We start from the raw sequence: 12,360 nt of genomic DNA on the forward strand, positions 1-12,360 counted from the left end.
CCACGGCCACCTGGCGTCGTGGCCCGGGCCGGCCCTTTTGGCGTCGTGGCCCGGGCCGGACTGGGGCTTACCAGCGAAGGCGCAGGTCGAGCGCGCTTGACGGCACGGCGGGGTCGTCGGCGTCGACCACGGCGAGCAGGGACACCCCCTCCTCGTCGCAGGAGCGCACCGCCAGCCCCTCGATCTTGTCCGGCCGGGGAAGGGCGGCGACCTCCGGCGGCCGCCCCTCGGCCAGCACGGCCACCGCCGCGCCCACCACCGGCCCGTCGTCGATCGCGTTGGGCGTGTCCTCGGCGGCGGCGCTGACCACCACCCGCCCGTCCGGCAGCGCCACGGCGTCGGTGATCGCGAGCGCCACCCCGCCGACTTCGCCCAGGTCGTAGCGTCGTACCCCGCCGACCGAGACGTCTCCGGCGGCCCCCTGGCCGGCCACGACGGCGAGCAACGCGGCGAGATCCACGTCGACCGACGCGGACGGCACCCCGGCGCCCGAGTTGCCCCGCTGGAACCAGCGCAGCTCACCCCCGGCGACACACGCGCCCTCCAGGTTCAGCGCGCCGGGGGCGAGACCGAGCGCCGCAGCGGCCGCGTCGTAGACCGGTGCCAAGTCCGCCACGGTGAAACCGCCCTCCGCGTCCACCACGCAGGCGCGCATCCGGGCGGGGGAGGACCCCGAACCGAGCAGCAGCACACCCCCGGGCACCTCGCAGGCGGCCTCGAAGTCCGGCTTGAGGTGCTTCGTACCCTCGGCAGAGCTGAAGGTCTCACGCCCGTCCGCGGCCGCCACCACCCGCAGCGGCCGGATCCCTCCGGGCCGCTCCCACGCGGCGTGGGTCGCGTCGTCCTGGATGATCAGCCAGCCGTCGCCGAAGCGCGTGACCGCCGAGGCGGCCCGCACCGGACGCCCGTCGTCGAACCGCAGGTCCCTGGCGCGCTCGATCTCCACCCGCATGGCCGGTTGCCTCCCCGTATCGTGGAATGCGTGTTCCTCATCTTCGGCCTCCGCACCAAGGACCACTTTCATCCGTCGTCGGTGCACCCGTGTGAGTTCTGCGGGGTGACGGCGGCGCAGTCGCTGGTCGAACGGACGACGAAGTTCAGTCTCTTCTTCATCCCGTTGTTCCCGGTGCGCCGGTCGCGGTGGATCCGGGTCTGCACCCACTGCGGCGGATCCCGCGAGATCAGCCGCCGCGAGGCCGCCGGCGCGTGACCGGGAGCGGCGCCGCGATCTCACCCGAGATCCACGTCCCCATCGTCCAGGCTGAGTTTCCGAAGGTGGGGCAGCCCGCGCAGAACAGCCAGAATCTCGTCGTCCGGCTCACCGGGGAGCGAGAGCTCCGTGAGCTCGGTCAGCTCACCGATCCACGCCGGGATCTCGGAGATGTCGTTCATCCACAGGCCGAGCACTCGCAGGTTGGTCAGGTGACGAATCCACTCCGGCACCGTGGTCAGGCCGTTCCGGGACAGCTCGAGGCGGGTCAGGCCGGTGAGCCGCCCCAGAGTGTCGGGCAGGCTCTCCGGTGAACAGTGGAACCAGCCGAGGTACAGGTCGAGGTTCGTGAGCCGGGCGAGGTTGCCGATGCTCTCCGGCAGCCGATCCGATCGCGTGTCGATCAGAATGAGTTCGCGGAGGTTCGTCAGCCGGCCGAGGAAATCGAGAGGCTCGCCCTCCAGATTGTTCTCGCTCAGGTCGAGCAGCCGCAGCCGGGTGAGCGAGTCGAGAACATCAGGCACCTGTTCCACGGCGTTGGCCTGGACATTGAGTTCGACCAACCGATCGAGCTCCGTCAGCCAGCCGGGCAGGTCCTCGAGATTGTTGAACTTCAGGTCGAGTGACTCCAGATGGGTGAGGTGACGCACCGCGTCCGGCACCTCGTGAAGCCCACATCTGGAAAGGTCGAGTCTCGGCGACCGCGCCACGCGCGCGACCTCGATCCGTGCCTCGGGCGTCAGCTCGTCGATCTCCCGCATGCGCCTCATGCTAGGTGGCTGTTTCGAGCGCTCAGTCGGCAGCAGGAAAGCGTGCGGCGAACGCCGCCCGCACCGGCGTTCCTTTCTTGTGATCCATCACGGCGAACACCACCTCGTCAAACCATCCGGCACTGTCGACGAGGGCCCCGGCGAACGCGTCGGCCACCATCGCAGGATCGTTACGGAAGACGCCGCACCCCCAAGCCCCCAGCACAAGGCGCCGATGCCCATGGACGGCCGCAACGCCGAGCACCCGCCGGGCCCGCTTGCCGAGAATCGCCGCAACCTGGCCGGCCCGGCTGCCCGGCACCGCCCCCCGATTAGGCGCGGCGGCGGTCAGGAACGACACCTGATAGGCGCTCTCGAGAAGACGGCCGTCATCATCGCGGAAGACCGGAACGCCGGGCGAATGAATCACCCGGTCGCTGTAGAGATTGTCACTGCTGGCGCGGTGGACCGCATAGAACTGGGGCACGGCGTTGAGGCAGCGGTACAGCGCCGACGCCCGGGCAAGGCTCTCCTCCTGCGCCTGAGCTCCGGAGCGGAAGCCGCCGCCCGGGTTCTTGGCAGACGCGAAGACCAGGGCAGCCACCTCACCGTCACGAGCCAGCCGCCGGGTAGCCGCCAAGGTGCTTTCCGCCGTCACCGACACGGTGGATGCCACCCCGGTCAGCGCCGGCGTCGGCAACGGGTCCTCCGGCTGATACACCGACGTGCCCCCGACCGCCGCCTGCATCCCGGAGGCAAGGTCGACCTTTCCTCCGCCCGGCGCGCGGTAGCCGCCGTCCTGGAGGATCTGCAAAGTATCGCGGGCGAGATCCCGCAGGTTCGTCGTCACGCCGACCGATTCTGTCCGACCACGGCTACTGCGGCGACTCGTTATCAACAGCGCGCCCGTCCGCCCCGTTGTCCCCGGCGGTCCTGAACAGCGCGAGCAACTGGCGGCCGGGCGCGCTGTCGGGGTCGAATGTGAACCACCCGGCAACCCCGAAATCCGGCTGGAATGCCAACGCCCGACCGTTGCGGCATCGAAAGCAGAACGCGATCTCAGCAAGGACCGCCGGTCCGCTGCGAAGCCGGATCGCGTAGTGCGGCAGGAAACACCGCATCTGCTGCGCCTCGGGCAGCGCCGCGACAAGAGCGAGGGCGGCAACGGCTTGCTCACCGTGCCAGACCCCGATCACGTCGCCCCGGATGGCTGTCAGCCCGTCCCACCCACGGGTCTGCTCCGGGGCGATCCTGATGACATCGATGTCCCGGACCAGCCGGGAGTCTGCGATCACTGGCACGCCACCAGCCTCACACGACCCGGCCACCGCTGCGCTCCCAGGGCGCCCGCTCATGGCGGGATCAGCGCTCGAACCGAGCCCCGTGCAATACCGTTCGCCCGGTTCCGGTGACCTCCGTAGGGTGGCGCCGCGGATCGAACGTTGCCGGTTCTCCTGCTCGATCTCGATGGCGTACTGAACCCGTTCGCTGCGGTCACCTGTCCCGACGGGTACGAAGAACGCGTGCTCTTCGAGGGGGAGGAGCCGGTGCGCTTCTGCCCCCGGCACGGTGGCTGGATCCGGGAGTTGGCTGCCGTAGGCGATTTGTCGCGGGCCACCGGCTGGGGTGCGAACGCCAACGAGCTCTACCTACCGCTGCTCGGGGTGGAGCCGTTGCCTTTCATCCGGTTCCCGCCCATACCGTTCGAGCCCGAGCTGAAGGTTCCGGCGATCGACGCAATGGCCGGCGATCGTCCAGCCGTATGGATCGATGACAATCACACGGCCGCGGGCCGGCGCTGGGCGGCCGCACGTACTGCGCCGACGCTGCTGGTGCCGATCCACCCGGCGAAGGGATGGACACGCGCGGATGTCGACCAAGTGCTCGAGTGTGTGCTTACGACCTGCCGCACCAGCCGTTGATCGATGAAAGTGTCACAGCGTGACGTAGGGCCGGCGCAAATCGGTCGCCACGTCCCCACGACGCGCTCCCGGCCGTGACCGCGGCTGCGGGGTTTTCCACCCCGTAATCCGGCATGAGCGTGTCCTCGTCCCGGTGCGCCCGGCTCCCTGACACGAGGGTGAGCGCCGGCGAAGCGGCCGGCGGCCCCGGCAAAGACGGTCCCGCGGGCCGCAGGCCGGTGTGATTATGAATTTCTTGACATAGCACGATTCATGGCTAATGCTGCATAAGTTCAATTCCCCCCGGTATGCCCGGTACGCGCCGCTCATCCCCCTCGCCGGCGCCGTTAAGGAGCCCCCCAGATGTCCTATGCCCTCGACGACGCCATCCTCGGTGACCTCTGCGCCGAGGCGCTCAGCGAACACGCGTCGGAGAACCGTTTCGTCGCCCTGGCCGTCGCCACGCACGACCCGCTGGCGGATGTCGCGCGGACGGTCGAGCGGATCGTGTTCGAGGAGTCGTTCGGGCTGGACGAGGCCGCGATGGTCGCCGAGTACACCGCGTACGAGGAACAGAGCTATTTCTTCCTGGTCCTCGACCGGGAAACCGGGCTGCCGGCGGGCGCCGCACGGGCGATCGAGGGTGGCGGCAAGACCCTGGACGATGCGCCCGGCCTGATCGGTGTGTCGTTGTCCGACATCGTCGATGCGCACGGCATGCACGACGGCGGCAAGATCTGGGACTATGCCACGCTGGCGGTGCTCCCACGCTACCGCGCCGATCGCAACGGCCTGACAGTCAGCAGCATGCTCTACCGTTCGTTCATCAACGCCGGCCACCGCTGGGACGTCCGGCACGTCGTCTGCATGCTGGACTCGGCCGCCTTCCGCAACCTGGACATGCTGGGCGTCCGGTTCGTCGCGATGGCCGGCTCCACGCCCTTCGAGTACCTCGGCTCGGCAGCGAACCGCGCCCTGTACATCCCGTTCGAGGAGATCGCCCGCTCGATGGGCGAGATGGCCGAGCTGCTCAGCCGGCCCGAGGTCCCGGACTCCAACGGCCGCCGCCGGCCCGGGGCCCGCCGCATCACCCAGCGCCTGGCCGCCCAGGTGTCCTCCGGCGACGACCTCGATCCGCACATCGACATGCCGGGCTTCGAGCGGCGCCACCACCCGCGCTCATGACTCATCGCTGAGCGAAGGTTTGATGGCTGCGGTCTCGCCTGGCTGGACCGTGGGCCCTTGCGCTCGGCGGTGTGACCGCCTTCTCCGCGTTTCGTCTACGAGGCAAGAAGGCAGGCGACCGTACGCTGATTGCCGATGCCCTCGTCGGCGACGCCGTGGGTGATGCCGGTGAAGCCGGGCCAGCGTTCGGCCAGTACCTGTTCGTGCCGCAGGAAGCGCACGATCGTCGCGCTGATCCGCTCGCCGGGGACCAGCAGCGGAATTCCTGGCGGGTACGGGGTGAGAAGCACCGCGGTCGTACGGCCGGCCAGTTTCTCCACCGGCACGTGTTCGACCTGCCCGGCGGCCATGGCGGTCCACGCGTCGGCCGGGAGCGTCACCTGCTCGACGGGCTCGGTGTAGATCGCCGTGGTCAGTTCGGCGAGGTCGGCGTCGCGGTAGGTGGTATGCAGGGCAGCGCAGAGGTCCCGTAGTCCGAGCCGGGCGTAACCGGGGTACGCGGCGGCGAAGGCCGGCATGAGCCGTTCGATCGCGGCGTTGCCGTCGTAGGCGCTCTTGAAGCGGTGCAGTTCGGCTACCAGGGAGTTCCAGCGGCCTTTGGTGATACCGATGGTGAAGAGCACGAGCAGTGAGTACAGGCCGGTCTTCTCCACCACGACCCCGTGTTCGGCGAGATAGCGCGCCAGCACCACGCCCGGGATGCTCGGCGAGCCGGGTTCGCTGAACTCGCCGTGCACGGTGAGGCCCGGCATCGTGAGAGTGACCTTGATCGGGTCGAGCATGGTGAAGCCGTCGTCGACCTGGTCGAAGCCGTGCCATGGGGCGTCAGCGGTCAGTTCCCACTCGGCGCGTTCGGGCAGTCCGGTCCGGGGCGGGGTGTCCGGTCCCCAGACGTCGAACCACCAGTCCTCGCGTTCCTCGCCGACGCGGATGATGGTGCGGCGGAACTCCATCGCCTCGGTGATGCTTTCCTCGACCAGGGCGGGGCCGCGTTTGCCGGCCATCATCTCGGCGGACACGTCGCAGCTGGCGATGATGGCGTACTGCGGGCTGGTCGAGGTGTGCATGCGGTACGCCTGGGCCAGGACCCGGCTGTCGAAGTGGCCGCCGGCGGTGTCCTGGACGAGGATCTGGGACGCCTGGGAAAGGCCCGCGAGGAGTTTGTGGGTGGACTGGGTGGAATAGACCACGGTCCGGTTGGTGCGGTCGCGGTCGTTGGCGACACCGTGCATCCCTTCGTACAGCTTGTGGAATCCGGCGTGCGGCAGCCAGGCCTCGTCGAAGTGGAGGGCGTCGACGACGCCGTCGAGGGTTTCCCTCAGTTCGTCGGCGCGGTAGATGATGCCGTCGTAGGTGGATTGGGTCAGGGCCAGCAGGCGGATCCGCTTGCTCTTGTCGACGACCAGAGGGCTCGCGTCGATCTTGGCCTGGAGCGCGGCGGCGGTGAACTCGCTGCGTGGGATGGGTCCGATGATGCCGGCCTTGTTGCGGGTCGGCATCAGATAGATCGGTACGGCTCCGGTGAGCATGATGGCGTGCAGGACCGACTTGTGGCAGTTGCGGTCCACCGCGACGATGTCGCCCGGCCCGACCAGCGAGTTCCACACGATCTTGTTGGAGGTGGAGGTGCCGTTGGTGACGAAGTAGAGGTGGTCGGCGCGGAACGTCCTGGCAGCGAGGCGTTCGCTGTCGGCGATAGGGCCGGTGTGATCGAACAACTGCCCCAATTCCTCGACGGCGTTGCACACGTCAGCACGCAGCAGGTTCTCCCCGAAGAACTCGTGGAAGAGGGTGCCGACGGGGCTTTTCAGGAACGCGGTGCCGCCGGAGTGGCCCGGGCAGTGCCAGGAGTAGGCGCCGTCGTTGGCGTAGCGCATCAGCGCCGCGAAGAACGGCGGTGCCAACTGACCGAGATAGTGGCTGACCTCCCGCCGGATCTTGCGGGCCAGGAAGTCGGGGGTGTCCTCGTAGGCGTTGACGACGCCGTCGATCCGGGAGAGCACCGACTGCGGAATCCGTCGTGCCGTCAACTGCTCGCCGAACAGCAGGATCGGGACACGGTCGTTGTGTGCGCGTACGGCCTGCACGAACTCGGCTGCCGCGCGGACGGCGGCCACGTCGGAGGGTTCCTCGGGCCCGTCGTGGGACCGGCGGATGGTCAGGTGCAGCGTGTAGAGAACAGCCGAGCTCGACCTGGCGACGTGTGCCAGCATTCCCAGCCGCTCGGTGCCCCGCCCTTCGTCGCCGAACCGCACGAGCTCCAGGCCGGCCCGCGTCAGGGCGGCTTCCAGAAGTTCCAGTGGCCGTTGCGCCCCGGCGGGACCTTCCGCGGGCGTGACGATCGTGACCGGGAACGACAAGGTGAACGCCCTCTCGGCGGTAGCTGGCGCAGCGGGGCATGTGCTTCGCCGTGAACCTAGCCAGGACGAGAGCGATCCGGGCGGGGAACCCGTGCGGGTCCCCGAGGCGGGTGACATCCAGCGCATCGCCTCGGCAGGAGACGGCGGCACGCGGTGCTAGCGCGCCCTATTGGTGGCGGCATGCGGCAGGCGACGCCAGTTTCCATCGATAATGGGAGTGTCCGAACAGGAGGCGCCGACCAATCAACTCGACATTCCGATCTGCCTTCCCACGGCAGCACGGAATGCCACACGGAACTGCTCCGGAGCTTCCAGCCATGGGCTGTGTCCCGCCTCCTGGATGATGGTCACCTCGCAGTCGAGCCGTGCTCCGAGACGTCGCAGGGCGTCAGCGGGGCGGCTGTCGCCGTCTCCGCCGATGATCATCGTTCCGGAGGGCAGGTCTTCACGTAGTGCGTCCAGGTGTGCTTCGAGCGGGTCGGCTCGTTTCGCGGCGTTGAGCTGGGTGTTCATCGGGTAGTTGATCGGTCGCAGGGTACGGGCCGAATCCAGCGCCCAATCCCATGCCCGGGCAGGGTCGGCGTGGTCGGTGAACCACGACAGCGTGAGGTATTCGATTTCTTCGGCGTCGGTACGCACCTCGATCGCATCGAGTTCGTCGAGCCTGGTCTGCTGCTCGTCCGTGCGTCGCGCTCGCTGTGCTCGCCGGTCGGCTTCCCGCCACGGATCCAGGAACGGCCCGGCGAGGTAGACCATGCCGGCCACGCGCTCGGGATGGGCCAGCAGAAAATAGCTGGCCATGTTCGTTCCGAACGAATGACCCACCAGAACAACCCGGTCGCGTCCCCAGGCATCGAGCAGTAACGCCAGGTCTTGCACGTGACGGGCGATCGTGTGCTGTCCCTCCCAGCGTGATCCGCCGGTGCCACGCTGGTCGTAGCGATGGACCAGGCACAGGTCCTCGACGACGTCGGACACCGGAGACAAATAGTCGGGGACTCCTGGACCACCGTGCACCATGACCACTGGGAATTCACCGGAGATCTCGCGACCCTCGGTCCAGGTGCGTAGCTGGGCTCCGTCATCCATCACCATCATGGCCGCGGTCATGGCGGAAACAGTAATACGGTCGCGCCGATAGGCCATCGCTCAGTAAACGCACACATGGCCGGTGCGTCGGCCGAGGTGGCTAAGCTGCAGAGATGGTCCGTGATGAGCTGCTGCGGCTACGAGCGATCACGCAAGCCCAGGCGGAGACACTGGCCCAGGATCTGGAGGCGTTGTTCACGGCATCGCGGGATTCGAATGCCGACGATGAGCACGACCCGGAGGGTGCCACCATCGGCTTCGAACGCGCCCAGCTGACCGCGCTGCTGGCCACCGCGCGCGAGCGGATCGCTGAGGTGGACGAGGCGTTGCGCCGGGTGGACGCGGGCACGTACGGCCTGTGCGAACGGTGCGGGCAGCCGATCGGTGAGCAACGGCTTGCCGCGCGGCCGTTCGCCCGCTGCTGCATGGCGTGCGCATAGAAGCACCCCGGGAGCAGTAACGGCCAAGCTGTGTGCGGAGTTGCAGGCAACGGCGATGGGTCGAGCTGACGACGCAGGTAATGCGAGGCGCTGCTGGCCGGGCACGGATACGATCCCCGGCATGCCGCGAAAGTATCTTGGTCCGGTGTCCGACGTCGAATGGCGGTCGCTGTTGAGCGAACACCTCGGCCGCGCGGACGAGTTCCGGGTGCACATGCCGGACGGCGACGGTCAGCTCAGTTACGGCCGAGCGGAATTCATGGCCTTGCCGGGCGTAGAGATCCGACCGTGGAGCGGCATGCGCGACGCCATCGAGATCACGGGTGCCATGACGCCGGCCGCGAAGGCCCTCTTCTTGCGGGTCGAGGTGTCCATCGAGTCGTTCGATCCGGAATACAAGCTGTGGGACTACGAGCTCGTGGAGAACGGCACCGTGGTGCTCTCGATCGGCGACTACCACGACCTGCAGGTCGACGTTCCGAAGTAGGCCAGACGGCCGCCTATCGAAGAATGACGCAGGCCGGCGTGATCGGTGCGACGTCCTCTGAACGGCGCTATTGGATGGTGATGGGTACGAGCGCCAGCTCGGTGAGCTCAGCGCCGTCACGCCACACCAGGTCGACGAACCAGATGGTGCCGGGCCGGCTCGGTGATACCGCGGGAACGATGAAGTCGAGCTGGTTCGTCTTCGGGTCGATCCCCGACTGCAGGTACAGGGATGGTGCGTGTCCCATGCCGGTGGAGTGGCCCAGCCACAGCTCGATGAACTTGACCTGGTCCGCGTACGCGGTGTCGAAGCACCAGGACACGTGCACCGTGTTCCCCGGCCGGGCGACCGACGGTGAGATCTCCGTGTGGGTGAGAACGTCTCGCAACGCAGGTGTGGCGGCGGAGGCGTGGCCCGGGGCGACCAGCCCCAGCAGCGTCGCGACACATAGGACAGCGAGAGCCTTCCGGACGCGAGTCATGGCAAGTCCCCAATTCCGTCGTGATGGGCGTGGCCGTTGCGTGCCGTAGCTCAATCCTCGCGGGCATGGATGGATAGCCGGCGAACGCCGTTTTACAAGGTTGTCCGTCAGGCGCGGCGGGCCGGTGCTCTCGCGCCTAGGTGTACAGGCGCCCCGGGCCGAAGCGCGACGGCTCACGGCGCGGCACGACCGGGTACAGGCTCGAGTGCACCTGCCACGACGGCGGCTGGCGGGGCTCCGGCGCGGCCAGTGACCGTGCGAGGGCGCGCAGCATGTCCTGCAGTGCCGTGTGCAGCCGCGGGTCGGTGACGATGCCCTGCTCGTCGACGGCCTGGGGCACCAGCGGGATGCGGATGCAGGCCGGCTTCAGCACCCGGGCGCCCGCGTGTCCGAGGACGGTCTCGAGCGTCGCCAGGGCGGCCTGGTCCTGCGCGGGCGGGGTGACCGACAGCCAGGCCACCGGCTTGCCGCGCAGGTCACCGCCCTCGACCAGCCAGTCGAGGAGGTTCTTGAGGCTGCCGGGCAGCGTGCCGGCGTACTCCGGGGTGCTGACCAGCACGGCGTCCGCCGCCCCGGCGCGATGCCGCAGCAGCGCCACCGTGGCGGGCATGGCGGGCTCGTCCGGGACGAACGCCGGAAGGTCGCGCAGGCCGTCGTATCGGACGACGCCGATGTCCGCCGGGGCGAACCGGACCGCCGTGCGCAGCGCGGCGGTGTGCAGGGATCCCTCCCGTGTGTCGCCCGAGATCAGCAGGATGCGCGTCATGACGCATGACGATAGGGGTCCCGAGGGCTCCGGGCCGGTCGCGACGCGGCTTAGAATTTCGGCCATGCCGACCGTGCCCGCCGCCGTCCGCGAGCTCGGCGACCGGCTGGCGGCGCTCGGCTGGGCCCCCGACCTGCTCGTCGCCGGCTCCCTGGCGACCGGCGACTACCGTCCCGGGGTCAGCGACCTGGACCTGGTGGCCCTGGTGGACGGCCCGGTCGGTCCGGACCGGCGGGCGACACTCTGCACGCTGCACCGCGACCTCGACGAGGGAGTCGGCGCCGGCCTCAAGCTCGGCTGCGTGTACGTCGACGCCACCGCCCGTACCGATATCGGGCTGAGGCACCCCACATGGACGCACGGGCAGCTTGTCGAGCGCATCCTGTCCGGCGTCAGCCGGGCCGAGCTCGTCCGCCACGGATTCGCAGTCCGGGGCCGCCCGCCGCGCGATCTGTTCCCGCCGATGACCGACGACGACGTCCGCGAGGCCGCCCGCGCCGAACTGACCGGCTACTGGAGCTGGGCGGCCCGGCGGCCGTGGCTGTTCCTCGACCCGGTGATCGCCGACCTGGGCCTCACCTCGATGGCCCGCGGCCGGTACGCCCTCACCACCGGAGACCTGCTCACCAAGAGCCGGGCCGTCGACCACGCCGCCGCCCCGCCCTGGCTGGTCGGCCACCTGCACGCCCGCCGCCGCGGCGAGAACGTCGCCTCGCCCCGGCTCCGAACAGCCCTCATCGCCTGGCGGGACGCTCGCCGGACCGTCGCCCGGGCCGCCCGGTGAGCACACCCCCGGCCCGGATCCTGGTGTACGGCGTGACGGGCTCCGGCAAGACCACGCTGGCCCGGCGCATCGGCGAGCGGCTGGGCGTGCCGTGGCACTCGGTGGACGACCTGACCTGGGAGCCCGGGTGGGTGGCGGTGCCGCCGGAGGTCCAGCGCCACCGGATAGAGGCGATCTGCGTCCAGGACCGGTGGGTCCTCGACCACGCGTACGGCGCCTGGCTGGACGTGCCGCTGGCCCGCGCCCACCTCATCGTGGGCCTCGACTTCCCTCGCCTGCTGTCGCTGGGCCGGCTGCTGCGGCGAACCGTGCTCCGCCTGGTCCGCCGCGACCGCGTCTGCAACGGCAACGTCGAATCGCTGCGGGTGTCGCTGTCGAGGGATTCGATCGTTCTGTGGCACTTCAGCTCGTTCGCCCGCAAGCGCGCCCGCATGCGCCGGTGGCACGCCGACCCCGGCAGGCCGGAGGTCCTGCTGTTCCGGCGGCCGGCCGAGGTGGAGGCGTGGCTGCGGACCCTGGGCTGATCGGCGCCGTCAGGCTTTTCCGTCCGTGACGGTGAAGCCGGGCAGGCCGGAGCGAACAGGCGTCAGCTCTTGAACAACGTCGCGACGATGGCCAGGGCCCGATCCACTTCCGCCACCTGCGAGGCGCCGCAGTCGTGGACGACCGTGGTCGAGGACGGGGTGACGAACTCGTACTCGAAGCCGTCGTTGCACACCGCCGTGGGCTTCGCCTGATGGGCGAAGCCCGGCGAGTTCAGCAGCCCGCGGAGCTCGGCCATGGTCTTGGCCGGCACGGCGGTCCGTACAGGCGCCCGCCCCCGCCGCGACACCATCGCCGTCCCGTCGGCCGCGATCGTGGCGCGGTCGTCGACGCCGGCGAAGCCGCCCCGCCGAGCCACGACCAGC

At 69.3% G+C, this 12,360-nt stretch carries 16 protein-coding genes; 7 read left to right on the plus strand and 9 right to left on the minus strand.

The features are described 5' to 3' along the window. Positions 1 to 67 precede the first annotated feature (67 nt). A complete protein-coding gene (locus AB0368_RS34910; protein ID WP_366158307.1) occupies positions 68 to 952 on the minus strand; it encodes a hypothetical protein in 885 nt (294 codons plus the stop codon). A gap of 30 nt (positions 953 to 982) precedes the next feature. Between AB0368_RS34910 and AB0368_RS34915 the strand changes: the two genes are divergently transcribed. Continuing rightward, positions 983 to 1,210, plus strand: a complete 228-nt coding sequence (locus AB0368_RS34915) for a zinc-ribbon domain-containing protein (protein ID WP_366158308.1) — start codon at positions 983 to 985, stop codon at positions 1,208 to 1,210. A 20-nt stretch (positions 1,211 to 1,230) separates the two neighbouring features. On the opposite strand, the gene AB0368_RS34920 is transcribed toward AB0368_RS34915, so the two are convergent. The 3 genes from AB0368_RS34920 to AB0368_RS34930 are packed head-to-tail and all read right to left on the minus strand — an operon-like array spanning position 1,231 to position 3,260. Continuing rightward, positions 1,231 to 1,971: a hypothetical protein gene (locus AB0368_RS34920; RefSeq protein WP_366158309.1), complete on the minus strand. Its 741-nt coding sequence runs from the start codon at positions 1,969 to 1,971 to the stop codon at positions 1,231 to 1,233. Positions 1,972 to 2,002: 31 nt separating this feature from the next. Beyond that, on the minus strand, positions 2,003 to 2,809 hold the full coding sequence (locus AB0368_RS34925) for a TIGR02452 family protein (protein WP_366158310.1): 807 nt from the start codon (positions 2,807 to 2,809) through the stop codon (positions 2,003 to 2,005). A 25-nt stretch (positions 2,810 to 2,834) separates the two neighbouring features. Continuing rightward, on the minus strand, positions 2,835 to 3,260 hold the full coding sequence (locus AB0368_RS34930) for a hypothetical protein (protein ID WP_366158311.1): 426 nt from the start codon (positions 3,258 to 3,260) through the stop codon (positions 2,835 to 2,837). Between the two features lie 141 nt (positions 3,261 to 3,401). On the opposite strand from AB0368_RS34930, the gene AB0368_RS34935 reads away from it, so the two are divergent. Together AB0368_RS34935 and AB0368_RS34940 are read left to right on the plus strand one after the other, a co-directional pair. Continuing rightward, positions 3,402 to 3,881, plus strand: a complete 480-nt coding sequence (locus AB0368_RS34935; RefSeq protein WP_366158312.1) for a hypothetical protein — start codon at positions 3,402 to 3,404, stop codon at positions 3,879 to 3,881. 342 nt (positions 3,882 to 4,223) lie between these two features. Continuing rightward, entirely contained in the window at positions 4,224 to 5,045 is an 822-nt protein-coding gene (locus AB0368_RS34940; RefSeq protein WP_366158313.1) for a hypothetical protein, read from the plus strand. A gap of 95 nt (positions 5,046 to 5,140) precedes the next feature. On the opposite strand, the gene AB0368_RS34945 is transcribed toward AB0368_RS34940, so the two are convergent. Next, entirely contained in the window at positions 5,141 to 7,405 is a 2,265-nt protein-coding gene (locus tag AB0368_RS34945; protein WP_366158314.1) for an arginine/lysine/ornithine decarboxylase, read from the minus strand. Between the two features lie 243 nt (positions 7,406 to 7,648). Continuing rightward, the gene (locus AB0368_RS34950) at positions 7,649 to 8,515 is read right to left on the minus strand and encodes an alpha/beta hydrolase (protein ID WP_366158315.1); all 867 of its coding nucleotides are present in this window, start codon (positions 8,513 to 8,515) and stop codon (positions 7,649 to 7,651) included. A gap of 92 nt (positions 8,516 to 8,607) precedes the next feature. Here AB0368_RS34950 and AB0368_RS34955 point away from each other — a divergent pair, with 92 nt between their 5' ends. Then, positions 8,608 to 8,934 carry a TraR/DksA C4-type zinc finger protein gene (locus AB0368_RS34955; RefSeq protein ID WP_366158316.1) on the plus strand — a complete coding sequence of 109 codons (327 nt, stop codon included), beginning with the start codon at positions 8,608 to 8,610 and terminating at the stop codon, positions 8,932 to 8,934. Positions 8,935 to 9,079: 145 nt separating this feature from the next. Continuing rightward, positions 9,080 to 9,421, plus strand: a complete 342-nt coding sequence (locus AB0368_RS34960) for a hypothetical protein (protein WP_366158317.1) — start codon at positions 9,080 to 9,082, stop codon at positions 9,419 to 9,421. Positions 9,422 to 9,488: 67 nt separating this feature from the next. On the opposite strand, the gene AB0368_RS34965 is transcribed toward AB0368_RS34960, so the two are convergent. Both AB0368_RS34965 and AB0368_RS34970 read right to left on the minus strand, forming a co-directional pair. Then, a complete protein-coding gene (locus AB0368_RS34965; protein ID WP_366158318.1) occupies positions 9,489 to 9,902 on the minus strand; it encodes a hypothetical protein in 414 nt (137 codons plus the stop codon). Positions 9,903 to 10,038: 136 nt separating this feature from the next. Next, positions 10,039 to 10,668, minus strand: a complete 630-nt coding sequence (locus AB0368_RS34970; RefSeq protein WP_366158319.1) for an NADPH-dependent FMN reductase — start codon at positions 10,666 to 10,668, stop codon at positions 10,039 to 10,041. 64 nt (positions 10,669 to 10,732) lie between these two features. Here AB0368_RS34970 and AB0368_RS34975 point away from each other — a divergent pair, with 64 nt between their 5' ends. Further along, on the plus strand, positions 10,733 to 11,452 hold the full coding sequence (locus AB0368_RS34975; protein ID WP_366158320.1) for a hypothetical protein: 720 nt from the start codon (positions 10,733 to 10,735) through the stop codon (positions 11,450 to 11,452). Next, a complete protein-coding gene (locus AB0368_RS34980; RefSeq protein ID WP_366158321.1) occupies positions 11,449 to 11,976 on the plus strand; it encodes an adenylate kinase in 528 nt (175 codons plus the stop codon). Before AB0368_RS34975 ends, AB0368_RS34980 begins: the two co-directional genes overlap by 4 nt. Before the next feature lie 62 nt (positions 11,977 to 12,038). Here the strand turns inward: AB0368_RS34980 and AB0368_RS34985 are convergent, their stop codons facing one another. Beyond that, positions 12,039 to 12,353 carry a hypothetical protein gene (locus AB0368_RS34985; RefSeq protein ID WP_366158322.1) on the minus strand — a complete coding sequence of 105 codons (315 nt, stop codon included), beginning with the start codon at positions 12,351 to 12,353 and terminating at the stop codon, positions 12,039 to 12,041. Between the last annotated feature and the right edge of the window lie 7 nt (positions 12,354 to 12,360).

The organism is Actinoplanes sp. NPDC051475, assembly GCF_040689425.1.
GTDB lineage: Bacteria > Actinomycetota > Actinomycetes > Mycobacteriales > Micromonosporaceae > Actinoplanes.